15 protein-coding genes are annotated in these 20,100 nt (G+C 42.6%); 5 read left to right on the forward strand and 10 right to left on the reverse strand.

What is annotated here, in order from left to right; genetic code table 11:
• Nucleotides 1-30 precede the first annotated feature (30 nt).
• Both N2K84_RS10535 and hpt read right to left on the reverse strand, forming a co-directional pair.
• On the reverse strand, nt 31-603 hold the full coding sequence (locus N2K84_RS10535) for an adenylate kinase (protein WP_282591771.1): 573 nt from the start codon (nt 601-603) through the stop codon (nt 31-33).
• A gap of 19 nt (nt 604-622) precedes the next feature.
• Nucleotides 623-1,162 (reverse strand): hypoxanthine phosphoribosyltransferase, encoded by a 540-nt coding sequence (gene hpt, locus N2K84_RS10540; RefSeq protein ID WP_282591772.1) that lies wholly within the window; start codon nt 1,160-1,162, stop codon nt 623-625.
• A 173-nt stretch (nt 1,163-1,335) separates the two neighbouring features.
• Between hpt and purE the strand changes: the two genes are divergently transcribed.
• The 5 genes from purE (at nt 1,336) to N2K84_RS10565 (ending at nt 11,497) form a co-directional block, all read left to right on the forward strand.
• A complete protein-coding gene (gene purE / locus N2K84_RS10545) occupies nt 1,336-1,842 on the forward strand; it encodes a 5-(carboxyamino)imidazole ribonucleotide mutase (protein WP_282591773.1) in 507 nt (168 codons plus the stop codon).
• Between the two features lie 162 nt (nt 1,843-2,004).
• Complete coding sequence (locus N2K84_RS10550; protein ID WP_282591774.1) at nt 2,005-2,826, forward strand: hypothetical protein; 822 nt, start codon at nt 2,005-2,007, stop codon at nt 2,824-2,826.
• Nucleotides 2,823-4,823, forward strand: coding sequence for a helix-hairpin-helix domain-containing protein (locus tag N2K84_RS10555; protein WP_282591775.1), 2,001 nt, complete (start codon nt 2,823-2,825; stop codon nt 4,821-4,823). Before N2K84_RS10550 ends, N2K84_RS10555 begins: the two co-directional genes overlap by 4 nt.
• Nucleotides 4,824-4,861: 38 nt before the next feature.
• Complete coding sequence (locus N2K84_RS10560) at nt 4,862-6,025, forward strand: 1-acyl-sn-glycerol-3-phosphate acyltransferase (protein ID WP_282591776.1); 1,164 nt, start codon at nt 4,862-4,864, stop codon at nt 6,023-6,025.
• 774 nt (nt 6,026-6,799) lie between these two features.
• Nucleotides 6,800-11,497 carry a cadherin domain-containing protein gene (locus N2K84_RS10565; protein WP_282591777.1) on the forward strand — a complete coding sequence of 1,566 codons (4,698 nt, stop codon included), beginning with the start codon at nt 6,800-6,802 and terminating at the stop codon, nt 11,495-11,497.
• Between the two features lie 745 nt (nt 11,498-12,242).
• Here N2K84_RS10565 and N2K84_RS10570 read toward each other — a convergent pair.
• The 8 genes from N2K84_RS10570 to N2K84_RS10605 all read right to left on the reverse strand — a co-directional run bounded on the left by N2K84_RS10570 (nt 12,243) and on the right by N2K84_RS10605 (nt 20,080).
• Entirely contained in the window at nt 12,243-13,118 is an 876-nt protein-coding gene (locus N2K84_RS10570) for a hypothetical protein (protein ID WP_282591778.1), read from the reverse strand.
• Nucleotides 13,111-14,136: a Gfo/Idh/MocA family protein gene (locus N2K84_RS10575; RefSeq protein ID WP_282591779.1), complete on the reverse strand. Its 1,026-nt coding sequence runs from the start codon at nt 14,134-14,136 to the stop codon at nt 13,111-13,113. Before N2K84_RS10575 ends, N2K84_RS10570 begins: the two co-directional genes overlap by 8 nt.
• On the reverse strand, nt 14,105-14,863 hold the full coding sequence (locus tag N2K84_RS10580; protein ID WP_282591780.1) for a WecB/TagA/CpsF family glycosyltransferase: 759 nt from the start codon (nt 14,861-14,863) through the stop codon (nt 14,105-14,107). Before N2K84_RS10580 ends, N2K84_RS10575 begins: the two co-directional genes overlap by 32 nt.
• Before the next feature lie 165 nt (nt 14,864-15,028).
• Complete coding sequence (locus tag N2K84_RS10585; RefSeq protein ID WP_282591781.1) at nt 15,029-15,940, reverse strand: glycosyltransferase family 2 protein; 912 nt, start codon at nt 15,938-15,940, stop codon at nt 15,029-15,031.
• A 50-nt stretch (nt 15,941-15,990) separates the two neighbouring features.
• Nucleotides 15,991-16,887, reverse strand: a complete 897-nt coding sequence (locus N2K84_RS10590) for a glycosyltransferase family 2 protein (RefSeq protein WP_282591782.1) — start codon at nt 16,885-16,887, stop codon at nt 15,991-15,993.
• Between the two features lie 49 nt (nt 16,888-16,936).
• Complete coding sequence (locus N2K84_RS10595) at nt 16,937-18,217, reverse strand: hypothetical protein (protein ID WP_282591783.1); 1,281 nt, start codon at nt 18,215-18,217, stop codon at nt 16,937-16,939.
• The gene (locus N2K84_RS10600; RefSeq protein ID WP_282591784.1) at nt 18,207-18,545 is read right to left on the reverse strand and encodes an acyltransferase; all 339 of its coding nucleotides are present in this window, start codon (nt 18,543-18,545) and stop codon (nt 18,207-18,209) included. Before N2K84_RS10600 ends, N2K84_RS10595 begins: the two co-directional genes overlap by 11 nt.
• Nucleotides 18,546-18,829: 284 nt before the next feature.
• Nucleotides 18,830-20,080, reverse strand: a complete 1,251-nt coding sequence (locus tag N2K84_RS10605) for a glycosyltransferase family 4 protein (protein WP_282591785.1) — start codon at nt 20,078-20,080, stop codon at nt 18,830-18,832.
• Nucleotides 20,081-20,100: the final 20 nt, after the last annotated feature.

The following is a 20,100-nucleotide window of genomic DNA, read 5'->3' on the forward strand; positions in this document are numbered from 1 at the left end:
ATTCGTCCTTATATCGTCCTTATTTTCAAACTAAAGTGCGTTCACCGTATCTTTCAGGCGACCGGCAATTTCGTCGATCGTGCCCATGCCATTGATACCAAAATGCTTGTTTTGTGCCGCGTAGTAATTTTTTAACGGCGATGTTTTTTCATTATAAACATTGATGCGGTTTTCGATGATGGAAACATCCTGGTCGTCAGCGCGTCCCGATGTTTTTCCGCGGTTCAGCAACCGGGCGACCAATTCTTCTTTTTCCACTTCGAGCGACAACATGCCAGAAACCGGCGTGCCGTTTTCATTCAGCAATTCATCCAGCTCTTCGGCCTGGGCCACGGTGCGCGGAAAGCCATCGAAAATAAATCCTTTGGCGTCGGTGTTTGCTTCCAGCTTATTTTTAATCATCCCGATTACAACTGAATCAGGCACCAACTCGCCATGGTCCATAAAACGTTTGGCTTCGAGGCCAAGCGGTGTGGAGGCCGCAATTTCGTTACGCAACAAATCGCCGGTTGAAAGGTGGATCAATCCATAGCTTTCGATCAGGAATTCGGCCTGTGTCCCTTTTCCAGCTCCGGGAGGCCCAAATAAAACTAAATTTAACATGTGGTTATCTATTTTGGTTTTAGCCAACAACTTTGAAAATATCAATCAGGTTTCGTCCGCGTCCATCGTAATCCAATCCGTAACCTACGATGAAATCATTCGGGATTTCCAAGCCTACATAGTCCAGTTGAACCTCGTTTTGCAGGGCATCCGGTTTTAAAAGCAAGGTGGCGACCTGCACCTCTGCCGGATTTTTCGATTTGATTTGGTCGATTACTTTTGCAATGGTGATACCGGTGTCAACAATATCTTCCAACACCACCACCGTGCGTCCTTCCAAATGTTCATTCAGTCCAATCAGTTCTTTTACATCGCCGGTTGTAGATGTGCCTGCGTATGAAGCCAGTTTGACGAACGATATTTCTGCGTCGAGCAAGGTAATACGTTTATAAATTTCTGCCGCAAACATGAAGGAACCGTTCAGAATGCAAAGGAATAAAGGATTCTTGCCTTCCAGTTTCGCGTTCATCTCATCAGACATCTTCTCAACTACCGAACGAATTTTTTCGTAGGGGATGAATAATTCGAATTCCTTATCTAAAATCGTTATGTTCGCCATTTTGCAGATTTTTAAGCAGTATTTCCCCCAGCCGGGAGAATTTTAATATCTATTTAATTTCGACTATCTTAGCTCAGATTTTAAAAAGTTGCAAAGTAACAAAAAAATATTGCCAGAGAGAAAGGGTTTTTGTCATTAATTAAGTAGTTTTTGAAAGAATAAAAATTGAACAGATGAAACCAAAAGTGAGTATTATAATGGGAAGCACTTCTGATTTGGGAGTGATGGAAGGAGCGGCTAAAATTCTGGATGAATTTGAGATTCCTTTTGAAATTAACGCGTTGTCGGCACACCGTACTCCCGAAGAAGTGGAGAAATTTGCCAAAGGTGCCAAAGATCGTGGCATTCAGGTGATTATTGCAGGTGCCGGAATGGCTGCCCATTTACCGGGCGTGATCGCCGCCATGACACCGCTACCGGTAATTGGGGTTCCCATTCGCGCCAGCCTGGATGGTTGGGATGCGATGTTGGCCATTTTGCAAATGCCCCCAGGAATTCCGGTCGCTACCGTAGCCATTAATGGGGCCAACAATGCAGGTATCCTGGCAGTGCAAATGCTCGCGTTGGGAGATGACGCCATCATGACAAAATTTATTCAGTTTAAAGAGAGCCTGAAAGAAAAAATTGTCAAGGCGAACAGGGAGTTATCAGAAGTGAAATTCAAATTCAAAACAAATTAAGGTCACGGACCTGATTGTATTTTTACTATTTCTTCTTGCCTAAATTGTAAAAAAGACAGAAAATGTCAGCAATTATTTCAGAATATATAGTTTTTGTTTAGAAAAGAAATAGTAACTTGTAGGTGCGAGTGTGAAAGGTGGGCTGATTAGTTCACCTTTTTTATGCAACATATTTTACGAAAACAACTGCTTATTATTTTGTTTTCCTGTCTGTTCGTGAGCGGAGCTGGACAGGAATTGTTCCGGGTGCCTGCCGCGTTCCAGGCGGTTGGAAATGCTTCCGTGAGTTTGAAATCCCCGCTTTCCGTGTTTTCAAATCCGGCTGGGGCTGCTTCCGGTGCTTTGTCGGCCGGTATTCTGTTCGATAATCGTTTTTTGTTGAAGGATTTGTCCACGCGCTCAGCGTTCCTGGTTTTGCCCGTTCAGAATAGCCGGTTCTTGCTTTCCTTTTCTCAGTTTGGGAATGACGGCTACCGCGAAACTAAAATTTCTGCAGGATTGGCCAGGCAACTTTCACCGGTACTGTCTGCGGGATTGCAATTTCAATATTTCAGCCTTTTTATGGCCGAGAATGACCGTCGGCCCGGAACTGTATTGGCCGATCTGGGCGTCCGGTTGCAGTTGTCTGATTTCAGCCTGGGCCTCCAATATTTTAATCCGTATGGTTTATCTGTTTGCGAAAATACCTTGGTGGTCGAATATCTCAGTGTAATCCGGGTGGGGGTGCACAAAACGTTTCAGGAGGTGTTTTTATTGACGGCAGAGTTATTTGCTGAACAATCGGCGACAGTTGAGCCGCGCGTTGGTATTCAATATCTGCTGAAAAAGCAGTTGTCCCTGCGCTGTGGTGTGGAAACCCAGTACGGACTTTTCTCGTTGGGAGTAGGCTATACTCATAAAAACGTGTGCACCGATCTTACATTTTCGTACCACCAATACCTTGGTTTGTCGCCTTCGTTCACCCTTTATTTTCAGCGCCCATGAAAAAGATTTTGCCTCTTATTTATTTCTTTTTGATTGTAAGCGGAATGTGGGCACAGGAGGTAGAGTCGGCTTACCAGAAGCAATTGGAGGATTTGTTGGAGCAAATACTTGCCGAGGATGAAACGCAGGACGTGGAGCAGCTTTTGAATGAGCTGCAAGCGATCCGGGAACATCCTGTAAATCTGAATATGGCTACTATGGCTGATTTGGCCGCGCTCTATTTTTTAACACCGGTGCAAGTGGCGGCTATGCTTGAATACCGGGATCAATACGGTCCGGTTTTGTCGGTTTATGAGCTGGCCACCGTGGATGGTTTTACCCCGGAGCTTGCCCAATTGGTTGGTCAGTTTGTGGTTTTTGGGGAAGTGGATACTAAGGCTCCCTCAACCTACCAACATCATGAAGTGTTAACGCGGGGCATCCGCCTGCTGGAAAAACAAGCCGGCTATTCGGAGCAGAAGTATACCGGTTCGCCTGATAAACTTTATCTACGGTATCGGTTTACTTCAGGCTCGGTTCAGGCAGGTTTTACAGCTGAAAAAGATGCCGGGGAACCTTTTTTCAGTCCGCCAAACCAGACCGGTTTTGATTATTACAGCGCTTTTGTGCGAACAGAGATTGGGAAAAATAAATCGACGTTGACAGTGGGGGACTATGTGGTTCGCTTCGGTCAGGGGCTGGCTGTTTGGCAGGGGTTTTCGTTGGGCAAATCGGCTGGTGCAACACAGGTTGCCAAGTTCAATCAAGGTATCCGGCCCTACACGTCCACCGACGAAAATAATTTTCTGCGGGGACTGGCTGCCGAAATTAAGTTCGGACGGTTTCGCTTCCATCCCTTCTTTTCGTATAAAAAATTTGATGCCAATACCGATAGTGTGGGGGACGAAAAAGTGTTTACCTCCTTTCAGACAAGCGGACTTCATCGCACCGGGAGCGAGTTGGAGGACAAAAACTCGGTGTGGTCGGCCACGGGTGGGGGAAACCTTTCTTTCCGGGGCAACCGGTTTTCGGTTAGTCTCACTGGTGTTCATGTGCGCTACCAATACCCGCTTGAGCGCAGAAACGATTTATACAATCAATTTTTGTTTGAAGGCAACCAAATTATCAATTTGAGTGGCGATTATCATTTTAGTGTCAACCGTTTGTTTTTGTTTGGTGAGCTGGCGACCGATGCGAAAAAAGGATTGGCTTTTTTAAACGGAGCGTTGTTTCAGCCGGTTGACCAGGTTGAACTTTCGGCTGTGTACCGTCATATCGACAAACAATATAATGCGCCATTGGCTGGAGCCTTTACCGAAAACAGCCGGGTGAACGATGAACAAGGATTTTATCTGGGCATGAAGCTGTTTCCGGCGGCCAGGATCAATGTCAACCTGTACGCCGATTATTTTAATTACCAGTGGGTGAAATATACGACAGCGGCTCCGGGCAAAGGGCAAGAATATCTGCTGCAAACCACGTATCAGCCAAATGAGCGCTGGCAGATCCTTGGCCGGTACTTTTATGAACGGAAACCGGTAAAAATAACCGGGAGTGCCATCAATAGCAATCTGGATCAAATCCGGCAAGGCGTTCGGTTTCAACTTACCGGAAAATTCCACGACCGGATCACCGTGAAAACCCGGTTTGAACATTCGTTTTACGAACACGATCATGGCTCATCCGGATACCTGGTTAGCCAGGATGTAGGGTTTCAGCCTAAAAATGAGGGGTTAAATGTTTGGTTCCGGCTGGCCTATTTCAATACTGACGACTATGATGCACGAATTTATGCCTATGAAAATGACCTGCTTTATCAGTTCTCCATTCCGGCGTTATCTGGCGAAGGGGTACGTTCGTACCTGACCGGAAAAGTTAAATTTTGTGAAAAAATAGAGCTTTGGTTCAAGGTTTCACGTAGCTGGTTCTTCGGTGTCGACAGCATTGGCAGCGGATATTCCGAAATTGACGGGAACAAACGCACCGAGGTGAAAATGCAGTTACGGTTCAGGATTTAATTGGCATTTCGTATATTTGCGGCGCTTAAACTAACGGAATGAGGGAAATTATGAATTACGATGATATTCGTCCCTACGAAGATCATGAAGTCAATCACTACATCAACGTGTTGTTGAAGGACGACGTGTTCCAACAGGTTTTGTATTTTATTTTTCAGGATGAGAAAAAGGTGAAAGGGGTTTGTCAGCTGCTTTCCGAAATCCGGTCCATCAATGAACTTCAGATGAAGTTTATGTATCCGCTTATTAAAGAGTGGATTATTGATAAAACCACCAGTGGCATTACCTGGAGCGGATTGGACAATCTCGATAAAACCAAGAGTTACCTGTTTATTTCCAATCATCGGGATATTATTTTGGATTCAGCCATCTTGAACTATATTATTGTCAATGCCGGGATGAATACAACGGAAATTGCCATTGGCAATAATCTGCTGATTTACGATTGGATTCTTCATGCCGTTAAGTTGAACCGAGCTTTCGTGGTGAAACGTAACTTGCCGGCGCGCGAATTGCTGCTGGCCTCCAAAAATTTGTCAAGCTACATTCGGAAAACCATCACCAAAGATAATATGTCGGTATGGATTGCTCAACGTGAGGGCCGTACCAAAGATGGATTTGACCAAACTCAGCAAGCTCTGCTGAAGATGTTGAACCTGAGCAATAAATCGGACTTTGAGTCTGGTTTCCGGGAATTACAAATCGTACCCTTGTCGATTTCTTACGAACGTGAGCCGTGTGGTATTTCGAAAGTTGAAGAAATATATAAACGTGAACATGATGGTTTTGTGAAAACCCAGGAAGACGACCTGAAAAGTATGGCTTTCGGGTTGACGAGGCCCAAGGGGCGTGTTCATTTTGCATTTGGGAAACCCATTGATGCCCAACTGAAAAAGTTTGGACAAGCAGAAAACCTTGCTGAAAGTATTCAGCAGCTGGCCGATCATATTGATACCTGCATTTACCGAAACTATAAGCTATGGCCCAATAATTACCTGGCTGCTGATCTGTTGACCGACAGTAACCTCCATGCCGACAAGGTGGATGATGCCGTTCGGGATAAATTTTCAGAATTGCTGGATGATTTGGTAAAGACGATCGGAGAAGGTGATGCCAACTGCCAAAAGCGCTTGTTTATGCAGATGTATGCCAATCCGTTATTAAACGCCGAGAAGGTTGAAGGTTCTGAAATCCTTTCATAGTTTTATTTTGTAACCGTATTTCAACTTGAGATTGAAAAGACTCAGCAAATGCCCATGCCGCTCGATTGGATGGACAGGAATAGGTCTGTGTCTTCGTGGAGCAAAGCGATGTTCCCCGATGTGGCGTATTTTGCTCAAAATCAATACTATGTTATCATAAATTTCCCCGATTAAACGATTATCAATTTGCAATATTGATGTTCATTTTGATAGTAAATGAGGCTTCATGTAAAAATAACAACAAACTACGGATCAGGACATTATCAGAATTGAAAGCCAGTGGCATAGTGATTGCAAGTTCATGTTCGGTAAAAAATCCCGAATTTATGGTGCGATCAATCAACCAAGGTAAGGTGTGTCATTTTTTTAATAAAAAGTCCCGTTTAGCTTCTGTCTTAGAAATCAGAATCCGGAGTTTTTATAAAGTCATCGGGGATACGTTGGCGAGACACTTAAAAATCATTTTCCATGATGGAGGAATTTACTTATTCCGGAATTTCATCCCCCAAAGCCTTGATTTTATTTTTCGGCGACCTGAATTTGCAGAAATTCAACCAGGTGGGATTATACTCAAGTTGATTATCTCAAGTCATTCACGGAGTGATTTTGAGGTTGATTTGAGGGCAGCATAGAAGGTCTGCAAAAAGCACCGTTTATCGCGGAAGGATTAAATGGTCCTAAAGGAACAGGTTTGTCGCGATGTGTAGGATTAGGGGAGAAAATTGGAATTCGATAAATAATAATAAAGGACAAGTATTGAAGAAGATGTTTAAGATGAGAAAACTGCTCTTTGTGGTAACCCTCTTGTTACCCATGGCCATGATGGCACAGACTACCTACTACGTGAGCAGTAGTGGTGGAGATGATTCAAAATTAGGAACCAGCGAAAGTCAAGCCTGGAAAACCTTAAACAAGGTAAACAATTTAACCCCCAGGGCCGGGGACAAAATTTTATTTAAACGGGGAGATGCCTGGGAAGGCACTATTACCCCGAAAGCCTCCGGTACCTCTGGTAGCCCGATCACTTACGGAGCATACGGAACAGGAGAGAAGCCTAAAATCTACGGTTCTACAGAAATAACCGGATGGACATTGCATTCGGGGAATATATATAAAGCGACAGTTTCTGATAATATAGATCAGGTATTTTTTAATGGTGAAAAATTAAAGGCCGCAAGATACCCTAATAGCGGTTATTTTAATATTAGCAATGTGAATAGTTCAAATCAGTTCACTTCGACTTCGCTGAATAGCGGAATAAATTATACTGGAGCAAAATGGATTGGACGTACAATAACTTGGGCTTTATATACAAAGTCGGTATCAGGATCAAGCGGTCAGACAATTACGTTGGATTCTGCTCCTACTTATAGTTTAGGGGTAAATGAAGGATTTTTCCTTACCAATAAATTAGAGTTTTTAGATCAAGCCGGGGAGTGGTATTATAGCAGCTCAAACAATACATTGTATGTTTGGACACCATCTGGCGATTCGCCTGCTAATTATCAGGTGAGAGGGTCTTATGTCGGTTATGGGACAAACATATATGATAAAGACTACGTGACGATTGAGAACCTTCAATTCCTTCACCATTCAGATAAAGCTGTTAACGCTGATTATTGTTCACATTTGACGATTAATAACAATATCATGCTTCACCCCGAGAACTTTGGCATCTACGTTAATCACGACAGTTACGGGACTTACACAAACAACATTATCGCAGAAACAAACCAATATGGTATTAGGGGAGAAAATTCTTCAAATTCTATTTTTAGCGATAATCAAATTACAGATATTGGATTGTTTAATAAACTTGGGGTAACAGGTACAAATGGGTTTGCAGCCATTGGGATTAGTGTGATCGGAGACAATAACACCTTTAGATATAATCGGATAATTGGTGTTGGGTATAATGGAATTTCATGGAGAGGTCAAAGTGCGACAATAGAATATAACTACATTAAAGATGTATGCCTCACCGTAGATGACGGTGGAGCGATTTATACGTTTAATCCGGGTGCTGTTTCAGAACCAGGTTCTCAGAATAGTATTGTTCGATACAATGTTATTGATAATGTTCCCGGCAATTCCGAAGGCTATACATTTGGGGCGGTATTTGGCGCAGGCATTTATATGGATGAACGAACACACGATGTTCTTATCGAACACAATGTTATTGCCAATGTAGGGTATTACGGGATTTACCTCCATCAAACAGCAGACATCACAATACAGAATAATATTGGATTTAGCAATGGTTCTAATATCAGACACGTTCGGAAGGCATCTGATCAAATTGGAAATATTGCCCAATATAATACTTTTTGTAACCCAGCATCAACATTAGATAATTATGGCACCACTAAAGCTACTTTGGCGATGCAAAATAGCAATAGCATTGGTTTAACTTTAAATTATAACGAATATGTAGATCATCATAGAACTCTACTATTTAGAGATATGGATGGATCAGCATACCCATATTTGACATTTTCAGAATGGAAGTCAGCAATGGGGATGGATACAAATTCAACATTTGATGGCACTGCCCTAAAGACCGGTGAAACGGAAAAATTATTCTACAACGATACCAAGCAGGACAAGACCTTTGATTTGGGGAGTAATACTTACCGCGATATTGACGGGAATTCAGTGACCGGAAAGTTAACCTTGAAACCGTTTACCGGCAAAATTCTGATCGGGACTAAATTTGATGGAATTAGCAGCACGAACCAAGCGCCGGTTATCACCAGTCAGACTTTTAAAATTAGTGAGGACAAATTGATCAATGACCTGATTGGTCTGGTGGCAGCCAGCGATCCGGATCAGGGCCAGACATTGACCTATTCCATCACCAGCGGAAATGAAGCGGGTTTGTTCTCGATCAATTCGGCTAACGGAGAGATTTATGCCAAGTCAAACATTTCGGTGAGTAGCGGTCAAACGATTGTCTTGGGAGTCAAGGTAACTGATAATGCTGAAAGTCCACTTTCAGCCACTGCCAGTATCACCATTCAAATAAGCAGTTCAACCCCAACTGCCGATACCAGCAGCCCGTCCGTTTCTTCTTTTTCTATTCCGGTAACGTCCACATCGCTTACCATCGCGATCAGTACCTTTACGGCTTCTGACAATCAGGCGGTTGCCGGTTATAAGCTAACGGAATCTGCTAGTTCTCCCCTGGCAGGCGACAATGGCTGGACAACTTCTGCACCGACAGCATACACCTTTTCGCAGGAAGGAACCAAGACGCTCTACGCCTGGGCAAAAGACGCTGCCGGAAACGTTTCTTCATCCCGTTCGGCAACCGTCACGATTAGTCTGCCGGATTTGTCGCCGTCCTTTTCTGAATATCTGTTTGAAGAATCTGCCGGTTCAACGGTGGTGGATTCACAAGGTTCAAACGATGGAACGATTATGAATACCGCGACCCGGACTACCGGAGTCGACGGCAATGGCCTCGAACTGAGTGGAACCGGTTACATCAGTCTTGGTGAAGCATTTGGGGATAATGTGCAAAGCGAAGTTACCTTAAGCGCGTGGGTAAAACCGACCTCTGTAACAGGCGGGTATCAGGGTATCATTATGCATGGCGGCCCCAATGTCGATACCTATGCGCTTTATATTCGCCCCGATACAAAAACAGTTGCCTTTAAAACCAGCGGTACTTCGTCTCCCTGGATGGAATTGGCGGGCGTGAATGAGCTGTGGGATGGAAACTGGCATAACCTGACTGTAACCTACGATGGGGCTCAAAAAATCATTTATCTGGATGGTGTTGTAATTTCCAGCGCTGCCTCAACCGGATTGCTGGAGTCAGGACAGGGCTACAACTTATTAATTGGTGCAGGTAGAGACGATGCAAATCCGATTTATTTGTATCAAGGGCTGATGGACGAAGTCCGGATTTATAATACCGCACTTTCATCAGCGGAAGTCCGTGAATTGTCTCATTTGGCTGAGCAAGAGCCTGTTGTTGCGGATAACCAACAGCCAGTCATTCAGGATCAGGTTTTTGAAATCCGCAAAAACTACCAAACAGGCGCCTTGGCAGCTCAGGTGGTGGCCACGGATGCTGATCAGGGACAAGTGCTAAGCTATGCGATTGTTCAGGGAAATACTGGTGATCTTTTCTCATTGGATGCCGCTACCGGTCAGATATTTGTACAGAATGTGATTGAAACCACCGGAACATATGCTGTGCCTATGGTGGTAGAAGTAACGGACAATGCTGCAAATCCTTTGTCGGCAAGTGCCAATGTGACAATTAATATCGTCATTAACGGGAAACCTGTTAAAGGGGAAGTTACAGCAAGTAATCCGAAGCGGGTCATATTGTATTACGACGAAAGTCTTCAATCCACCCAACTGAAGAGTACCGAATTAGCTTCTGATTTTTCCCTGAATGGCAATAAAAAAGTACTTCAAGTGACCATTAGCGGATCAATGATCTACCTGGATCTTGATTCAGAATATCAATATGGCGATGAGATTATTGTAAGCTATACGAAAGGGTCGAGTCCAATAATCGACATCCATGGAAATGAGATTGCTTCTTTTTCGGGATATGTGGTGATCAATAATATTGAGAATACCACGCCTCAAATTACCAATCAGGTGTTTGCGATTCAGGAAGCCACGGCTCAGGGAACCATCATTGGGCAAGTAACGGCAAGCGGTCCGTCCGCGATGACATATGCGATTACCGGAGGGAATGGGACCAACCTGATCGATGTGGATCCGGTTACCGGAGAGTTATTTGTGAAAACATCTATTCGGGCAGAAGACGATCAATCCGTTTTTTTGAATGTTGAAGTAACGGATAATGCGGCTAATCCTACAAAAGCAACGGCCACCATTACGGTGAACATCATCATTAAGAGCCGCATGGAAGAAGGGATTGTTTACGATAACAATCGCAGACGTGTCATCCTGACGTTCAGCGAACCACTGATTGAGAGCAGCGTTCCGCAACCTATCGATTTTCAATTGAGCAACGGCAAGCAGGTTGAATCTGTTACGGTGACCGGTGCAGAAGTAATCCTGGATGTGGACTCCGATTTTCAGGCAGAAGACCAAATCCTGGTCTCTTACGAAAAAGGGGTTTCGCCATTGTATGACTTGGCCGGAAACGAAATCGATTCATTTTCCGGATTCACAGTGGATAACAACATTCTTAAAAACCTGGAGTTGGATCCGGACAGCCCGGACGTACTGGCAGTTGATCTGTTGGTTTTCCCGAACCCAACGAACGGGGCATTCACACTGAGGGCCAACAACCTGAAAACTGAAGTGTGCGAGTTTGCACTTTTCAACATGACTGGGAAACAGATCATGAAACAGGTGCTTTATGGTTCGAATGGCGATCTGGAGGAAAACTTTAGCCTGACTCATCTGGAACGCGGAACCTATATCGTTCGCCTGATTTGTGAAGATCAAGCTTCGCAAAGCAAGATTGTGATCATCTAAGTCGAAATCTTATCCCTTGCAAGGGGATTAAGAAATATAGAAAGCCGGATCCGGTCGGGAAAAAGTATAATTTCCACTACCGGATCCGGCTTTTTGTCTATTCGAAAACTATTGGGAGAGAGCAGGGCAAATCAAAAATTTTGGGGATCTTCCAATTCTACCCAAATTAAGTCCCTACGGGACTGTAATGCATTCAGGGCTATTTTTTCCTGTACTCATTTTATCTGGCATATCAGACGATCCCGGCAGGGATCAAATATGGGTAGAGAAAAATAAGTTGCAGAAATACATCAAAGTCCCGTAGGGACGAAATAGCTTTTTAACAGGCAATAATGAATAAACAGATAAAATCATCTTTCTTTTATACAATTCCTGAAACATTATTAGGATACACTAAAAAAATAAGGTCAATAAGGTTGTGGAGAATTGGCTCATGTTATACTCAGGTTAAAGAACAGGAAAAAGAATAAGGTTTTTGAAAAAATTATCCCTTTCTTCTTGGGATATGCCTATGGTTAGCAGGCTGCTGATTTGTCCGGCAACTGTAGGATGTACTCCAATCTTCAGGGGCCGGATCGCCGCTTCGGCCGCTTTGATGCAGATATAGAGGAGCAGAGAATTAAATGGATTTCTTGTGGAAATTTGGATTAGACAGATAAAGTCATCTTTCTTTTGTACAAAAAAGCCTTATTTTTCTTTCTATAACCTTACAAGCTCAGTAACGAAAGAAAACACGATACCCTCATTAATCAGCAACTGCAATGGGACAGAGGTATTTTTCAATCAAATCTTTGGTTTCTTTGATGTGCGACTGGCTGGAGGCGCCGAACAAAACCGACTCAATTTTTGGAAAATTGCCCAGGTATTCAATTGCTTCTTTAGGGCGCAAAGCTCCTGCAGCCAGCACTTGCATGGCGATCGGACGAAACTCCTTCTCGTTCAGGTATTTTTCGTAAATCTCAATTCCGCCGCTCATTCGGAACCCAATTTTGTTGATGGAACTGCAAATAATCGGATTTTCAATTCCGACCGAATTCAGTGCATCCAGCAAGGCAGGCATATTCATCGTGATATACCCGGGTTCGGCCTGATATTTTTTGCGGATATAGGCATCATATTCTTTAAATACCTCAAACATCTTCAATCCAAGGATCATATCCACCAACACATTCTGGATGAAAATAACCGGCGTTTGGATTCCCTTGAACATCTTCATCTCCGCATCAATGAGCAGTTCCATTAATTTGATAAAATCTTTGTTCAGGAAGGCAAAACCCCCTTTGGCGAAGGTGCTGAATACATTCCCCGGAACATATTGCTTGATGGTGCCCGCAATGCCCAGTTCGGTTACTGCATTGGCATATTTGTGGGCATAGGGCATGCAGGGATAAATCAGGAAGTCGGCATATTTGGCCGGGTTGGCACGCAGGTGATCACAAACATTAGCAATACGGTCGTGGGTGGTACACATGAAGGTGTTGATCCCCAGGTCGATGGCCTGGTCTAGTACCTGTATGATGGCCCGGTCATCCTTAAACCGGATAGCCTGTGCCCTGGATTTCTCGTCGGATGCATGGTTTACGGCAAAAAACTGGTTGTCGCCAAATAATACTTTATCCATGATGGTTGTTTTTCGAGTTGTCAATAAGCATTTCAATGACTTTGTCGGTGTAGAGTCCTTGTTCGAAGGTATTGTATTCTGCCTTGTTCCGGTTAATGATGCTGTCCACAAAATAATCCAGTTGGGCACTGTATTCTTCGCCGCGAAGGTAAAAATCAACCGGAATGGCCAAATCTGTGATGTACTTGGTCGTCCATCCTTTGTCGAGCCCTTCATGAGGGGCGGCCTCTTTCAGGTAGATCTTCAGTTCGGTAGCATCGCAAATCAGCTTTCCCTTTTTGCCCATGACGGTGATGGAGGTTGACATTTTCCGGTAGGTTTCATCGCTCCAGTTTACGGATAATACTCCGCTTGTGCCATCGTTGAGGGTCAACAAGGCATAAACAGCATCATCGACCCCTTTGGAATAAATGCTTTTAAGCAATATCCCGCTTGATTTTACCGGTCGCCCGATGATTTCCTGGATCAGGTTGAGTACATGCGAGGCGTAATCGTACAAACAGCCGCCCCCTTCTTCGGGCTTCGACCGCCAGGTGCCTCCTTTTTCGCGGGTGACCACCGGACCGTAAGCTTCGCCGGTAAAGTGGGTTAATTCGCCCAGTATTCCTGTTTGGATCAACCTTCGAAGTTCCCGGAAGGTTCCGATAAAATGGTTGTGGTAGCCCACTTGGTTTACCAACCCTTTTTGGTTTACCAACGCAACAAGTTCTTCCCCTTCTTTCACGGTCAGGCTGAACGGTTTCTCGCAAAAGGTATGGATGCCCCGTTCAAGTGCCGATTTGACAATCGGGTAATGAAACTTGGTTGGCGTGGCAATCACAACAAAATCCAACGGTTCTTCGTCCAGCATTTTACTGTAATCACTGTAGGTTTTTATCTGGCTGAATTTTTTAAAGGCGCTCAGCACCAGTGATGAGGTGTCGCAAACTGCTGCCAGCTTAACCTTGGGATTTGCCCCAATGATGGCCGTATGCGACAAACCCATTTTACCGAGTCCAATTATAGCTCCTCGTATCATATTTTTTGATTTTTAAGAATATTAAAATGACATGCCAGAAGAATAGCATCTGGTTTCCGATGTTTCGTTTAAATACTTCCGGACGAAGGAAAATCCGGACTAACCAACCTATTCGGAGTTTGAACCAAATGGGGTGAATCGGTTTTTGGGTGCCGGCAAACCAGTCGAATACATTCCCAATACAAATGACCAGATTTGCCCGGAGAAGTTCACGGTGTTTGATGGCCCATTTTTCCTGCTTTGGACAGGTCATTCCCACAAACAAAATATCAGGCTGAAAGGCGTTGATACTTTCTACCATCTGTTGGTTATCCTCTTCCGAAAATTCCAATTTAAACGGAGGGGAATAGGTTTCGATTGTCAGGTTTGGATAATCTTTCCGGGCACGTTCCCTGATTTTTTGAAGGGTACCTTCCGACGAGCCCAGGAAAAAGGCTTTCCCGTTTTGCTGATTCAACCGGGCAATAAAATGATAAAAAACGTCGGGCCCCTGGTTGCGTTTAATGTTTTTACCTTGAAGCAATAGCGAAGAAAACGCAAAGTAAACACCGTCAAGGACCAAATAGTCAGAAGTCTTTAGCGCCCGTTCAAATTCTTTGTCCCGGGTGGAAACGCCATACGAGTTGGGGCTGATGGTGTTGATCACCCGGCACACATTGTCTCTAATCGGGATCAGCGCCAAATCATCCGAATAAACGGTGAAGCCAATTGTTTTAACGGTGTTCATGAAACTGATACTGGAATGGATTTTTTGATAATTATGAGCGCAAATATTGCTCTCTGGGTGGTGAGCGGATATGAAATTTAATTTAAAATAGTATTAGATTAAAGTGATTGCCGCGTAGTGATATATGTGATTGAATACTTTTGGGGGATTTATTTACATGGAACCTTAGATCTGAAAAGTTAGCTTTTTAATCATCCAAAGTAATCGGTATTTAAGTGATTTGCTATAAATGGAGTCTTCCAGCCATTTATCATACGTGAGGTTTGCATGTATGAAATTGGGGTGGGAGAGTTCATCTTCTATAATAGGAGACGATTCAATTTTTAGAAAATGGAGGTTTCCTTTTGTATTTGTGCTTCTCTCATCATCTCCTATGTTCTGTATCAAATTAAACTTAGGCACTACCGCCAATCCATTTTGAATCCACAACGAAAACATCCAGCGATATGCCCAGCTATTAATCTTCGATTCTTTCACTACACCCATTTTATAATGCCAATAAAGAGAGGATCTGGTTCTGTAGGGAAAGTTATATGTGAAATTTTTAAATGTATCTTTATCATCAAATCCGGATAAATCTCGATCAAATAAATCCCATGCTCGTTTCCAGGTTGCCCATCCCCAAGAGTTTGCATATTTTGAAAAAAAATAGGAGTTAGGAAATGTTTTTGATAGGCGTGGATTTAAATTACATCCATTTATAGCCATAATTCTATTATCATCTGCATAGCGATCTAACATGGAGGAACAAAATTTGAAAAAGTCGGGTTGTGGTATGCAATCGTCTTCTAAAATGATTAATGTTTCTTCGCTTTGAAATACCCAATCAATACCACTGGTTATACGCTGTCGTAACCCAATGTTGACAGAAGAGTAGTCATACTTAATCTGGCAGTTCCAATCTACGTTATTGAAAATTAATCTTGATTTCTCAACATCAATCGCTTCACGTTCATTTCTGGGTCCATCTGAAATGACGTATAGCTTTTCTGGTTTAAGTTTTGCTAAAGCTTCAAATAACTTTAGAGCAAAATCTGGCCTATTGAATACTATGATTAATATCGGGGGCAATTTCATTGGTGGCTGTTTAAATATATTTTGGTTGTATTTCGTTGTAAAATATAAGGTTATACTTTCAATTTCGGAATGTTGGATAAGTCTGAAATCGATTTGCTAGATATCTTAAAATATAAGCTAGGATACAAAATTTTTAAATAAGCTTTGAGAGCATAAATAATCCATTTCCAGCCCCAGAATCTTTTGCGGAAAATATTGTATTCTTTTATATTTAACCCTTTCGGTGATTTCAGAAGTCTTAATCTCTGTAATAATGGTGTATTGGGATTGCACCAAGCTGGAATGCCGGGATTGGTAGGGCAAATCGCAATATAGCTTTTGGTGGTGTAGCACCGATATCCCGCTTTTATTGCACGAAGTCCATAGTCAAAGTCTCCCATGGCATGAGTGTAATCTGGGGACAGATTACCCAGTTCATTAAAAATAACGTTGGATACTAGTACGACATTCCCATTGATATATTTACATGGTTGGAGTGTACCGTTTGGAATAACAGGGCCCAAGTCAGTTTTACCTCCATACGAAAAAATATTTTTATTTTCCGTTGATTCACAAGCTCCTGTTATAATCGCCGGTTTTTGGTCTTTTTTCATTGCTTCTTGAAAGCATTGGATTAACTCTATAAGGGCATCTATTTTTACCAATGTATCATCGTTCAGCCATAGGTAAAAATCGTATTGCCTTGATTTTGATGCTGTATCCCAAGCTAGTCGCATGCCTTGGTTCCAATACAAATTTCCTGTTCCCTGGATTACAACTACTTTTGGAAATTTGAATTTTATGGCTTCACCTGTGCCATCTGTTGATCCATCATCTACAAGAAATACGTCCAACTGCCTTGTCGGACATTTAGCAGAGTAAAGAGATTCTAAGCAGTTTAGTGTTTTCTTCCGCCGATTATGACAGGTAAGAAGAACAGCTATGGTAATTTGATTATACTCTTGCATAATTGTAACTTCAAGAATTCGTGTTTTTAGGGGATGGTAGCGGTGAAAATTAATGAATTTCCAAGATATATTCGCGGTATTTTCTGTAGTACTTTTTCTCGAAGATGCCTCTTACCCAGAGTTTTACTTCTGCATCATTCATTTTGCGGAAAGAATGAGAAAAGCAAATGCCAATCATTACCCAGATCATAAAATAGTTGAGATTGAACATGTTAATGTCTTCCGCCCAAGCATACATCCATCTGAAAGATACAAAGAGGCCGGTCAGTTTGCTATATATATTATTTGATTGGTTAATTGCAATCCAGGATGCCCGATAGAAAACAAAAAAGTACAGAATTACACCAACAATACCAGTCCAGGTAAAAACATTTAATATTCCAGCTTCGTTTCGCAACCGTTCACCTCTGCCCGAAGCATCCATCCAGTCAAAAAAGGACGTTTCATTGCCGCGTGCCGGGCTTCGTCCAATTATCCAATAATTATGTTTTTTAGCGGAGCTGAGTACTTCCTCAAAAAGGAAAGTGCGAGAATCTTTTGTAATATCTTGCTCGATTACTTCTCCTTCAGCATTTTTAGTCGTAGCCACATAGCTTTTATTTAGATATTCATCCATCCTGAATATATTAAAAACTCCGGAAATGGCCAGGAAAAAAAATAGCCAGGGAATAAACATGAAAGCTTTGCGAGAGAATTCTATAAGAGGAGTGGAGTAGGTTATATATTTTGAGTAATAAAAAATAAGCATAAGGATTGGAATGCCATATTTCAGAATATAGCTTCGTGTGCTTAAATCACACAAGATACCACTTAAGGCCAATACAAAAACAATCGCTTTCCCTTTAGGTGTGAGTGCAGGAATGAACAGGACTAAAAATGCAACTGGATATAAGTAACTTCCAATGGCTCCTATTGGAAGAACCGGGAAAATAAGCAAATAGAAAGGAAGAGCATATCTTAGATAAAAAGATAGCATGGATTGAAGGATCTCTTTATTGGAGGCTGTATAGGCAACAATGGGGAGTATTAAGGCAAAGGTGTTTAATATTAAACCTTTCCAGTCCCAGTAGACTTCTGCCAAAAAAAAACCTCGAAGAATGCTAATAACATTCCAAAGCAGATATAGCTTAACGGTAACCATGACTGAGGTTGATTCTGTTTCCAGATTACCATATCGTAAACTAACAAGAAAGATGAGCAAGACTATCGTTTGGATAAGCCACCAGATCGTTGTGTTACCTATGGGGACGGATGCCATTCCCTGGACTGAAGCAACACCAACGATTAGGATAGTTAATGGAATTATTTTTTCAAGATAATTATGCATCATTTCTTCCTAATGTTTTGATGAAACGGGCTGGATTGCCTGCCCATATTTCGTTGGCAGGGATACTTTTTGTAACAACAGAACATGCTCCGACAACGGAATTTTTTCCGATTGTTACTCCCTTTAGGATAGTTGTATGCGCCCCTATAAAGACATTATCTTCAATCAGAACAGGAAGATTTATCTTTTTCTCCCGGTCGGTTTCTTGTAGGGCTCGGGTGTTCGGGTTGATTGCATGAAAATCGGTATCATATATGCATGTGCCCCCTCCTATTTTTACATTGTTCCCAATGGTAATCTGGTGATGGGCAATGAGGGCTGTTGAGCTCATTCCCACATTCTCTCCGATGATAAGCAGGGCTCCTCGATCAACAAAGAAAGTGCACCGTTGGGGGCGTCCAATTGGATTTCCCAACATGCCATTGTTAATCCGCAGGTTTTTACCGATTGTGCACTTCCCGCTTCGGGCAATGCTAACGTATGGAATTCCGTTTGTTCGAAAATGTTGAAAGTTCACATTGTTGCCGTAAAAAATGATCCAGGTGATTAAATGGTTAATCAGCAGGCGTACTAGTATAAGAACTGCACGTATGGATTTGTACAGAAAGCTAATTATTAGTTGCATGCAGATTGGTATATTTTAATTAAAGTTTGGGTGTTTACGTCAGGATCATGTCGTCTTCCTGCTGTGGACCTTTCACTATCAGATAGTTTTCGGGAAAGATCAGGATCCTTAAATACCCTGCATACTAATTCAGCAAGCATGGTTGTTTCTTCGAAGCGGTAAAGTAAACCGGTTTGGTTGTGGCTAACCATATCAGCTGTGCCACCCACATAGGATGCTATGCATGGAACGCCTAATAATTGTGCCTCGCCAATCGAATTGGGGCTGTTCTCTATTGATGAGGGGCAGACAAATACATTTGAGCGCAGATATCTATCGCACATTTCTTTTTCGGATAAGATGCCCGTAAAAACGAGTTGATCGGAGATTCCGTTGGCTTGCATTAAGGAGCGAATGTATTTCCCATAACCATTCATGCGCCAAAACTTGTTTGTTGAAAAGAAATCATTCCCGGCCACATATACCTTTGTTTTTGGGAAATCCCTTAAAACCAATGGTAGAGCTTTTATTAATTGGTGTAAGCCTTTTATAGGGTAATGTGCCTGGCTTAGAAAAATACTGTGCTTCTCACATTCTTCGTATTTCCACTTATGGTTATAAAATGCGTTTCGAAGGGTTTCGTTAGAGAAGTGATAATCTGCTCTCGGATTTATTGCCCATGCATGGGCTTGATCCCAAGATGTCCTGCCAATGATGTGGGAAATATTCCGGATTAATTCGATCTCATAAGCTCCTCTCTGTTGAAACCTTTGCTTTTGTTTGAATAATGAATCTAGCCGGATAATATCTCGAATTGTGATGTTCTGCCGTAGTTCTTTTTCTGGGATACCACCCAAATAGTATTGGGCATAAATACTCACCAGGCCCTGGATTGATGCAACAACTCCAGAATTTCCACATGCATTTACGTAGGCAAGTCCGTGTGGGTACTCGGTGCCGTGAATGTGCACAACGTCTGGCTTAAATTCGTCTCTTATTCTTTTCCAAAAGGGTTCTAATGAGTGGCTGTACCTATAATTTGAACCTGGTTTTGGTAAGAGGTAGTAAGTAATGCCATCTATTGGTAGCGTCTTTAAAGATTTTCCGCTATATAAAGTAGCTACACCAAGTTCGACATCCGCAGATGCTTTCAGAAGGGCTTCAGCTCCTGAAAACATCCAACCGCCCACAACTGGGCTGGGTATGTTAAGTTCTTGGCATACCGCAGGGAATAATGTATTGGAAATCCATAGAATCTTCATTCTCGGTGAAAAATTTCTTT

Source organism: Gaoshiqia sediminis (assembly GCF_025907915.1).
Classification (GTDB): Bacteria; Bacteroidota; Bacteroidia; order Bacteroidales; family Prolixibacteraceae; genus Gaoshiqia; species Gaoshiqia sediminis.

Bases quoted from the DNA above. Each gene is read 5' to 3' on its own strand.
- N2K84_RS10535 (WP_282591771.1), bottom strand. From the start codon at position 603: ATGTTAAATTTAGTTTTATTTGGGCCTCCCGGAGCTGGAAAAGGGACA.
- hpt (WP_282591772.1), bottom strand. From the start codon at position 1,162: ATGGCGAACATAACGATTTTAGATAAGGAATTCGAATTATTCATCCCC.
- purE (WP_282591773.1), top strand. From the start codon at position 1,336: ATGAAACCAAAAGTGAGTATTATAATGGGAAGCACTTCTGATTTGGGA.
- N2K84_RS10550 (WP_282591774.1), top strand. From the start codon at position 2,005: ATGCAACATATTTTACGAAAACAACTGCTTATTATTTTGTTTTCCTGT.
- N2K84_RS10555 (WP_282591775.1), top strand. From the start codon at position 2,823: ATGAAAAAGATTTTGCCTCTTATTTATTTCTTTTTGATTGTAAGCGGA.
- N2K84_RS10560 (WP_282591776.1), top strand. From the start codon at position 4,862: ATGAGGGAAATTATGAATTACGATGATATTCGTCCCTACGAAGATCAT.
- N2K84_RS10565 (WP_282591777.1), top strand. From the start codon at position 6,800: ATGAGAAAACTGCTCTTTGTGGTAACCCTCTTGTTACCCATGGCCATG.
- N2K84_RS10570 (WP_282591778.1), bottom strand. From the start codon at position 13,118: ATGGATAAAGTATTATTTGGCGACAACCAGTTTTTTGCCGTAAACCAT.
- N2K84_RS10575 (WP_282591779.1), bottom strand. From the start codon at position 14,136: ATGATACGAGGAGCTATAATTGGACTCGGTAAAATGGGTTTGTCGCAT.
- N2K84_RS10580 (WP_282591780.1), bottom strand. From the start codon at position 14,863: ATGAACACCGTTAAAACAATTGGCTTCACCGTTTATTCGGATGATTTG.
- N2K84_RS10585 (WP_282591781.1), bottom strand. From the start codon at position 15,940: ATGAAATTGCCCCCGATATTAATCATAGTATTCAATAGGCCAGATTTT.
- N2K84_RS10590 (WP_282591782.1), bottom strand. From the start codon at position 16,887: ATGCAAGAGTATAATCAAATTACCATAGCTGTTCTTCTTACCTGTCAT.
- N2K84_RS10595 (WP_282591783.1), bottom strand. From the start codon at position 18,217: ATGATGCATAATTATCTTGAAAAAATAATTCCATTAACTATCCTAATC.
- N2K84_RS10600 (WP_282591784.1), bottom strand. From the start codon at position 18,545: ATGAGCTCAACAGCCCTCATTGCCCATCACCAGATTACCATTGGGAAC.
- N2K84_RS10605 (WP_282591785.1), bottom strand. From the start codon at position 20,080: ATGAAGATTCTATGGATTTCCAATACATTATTCCCTGCGGTATGCCAA.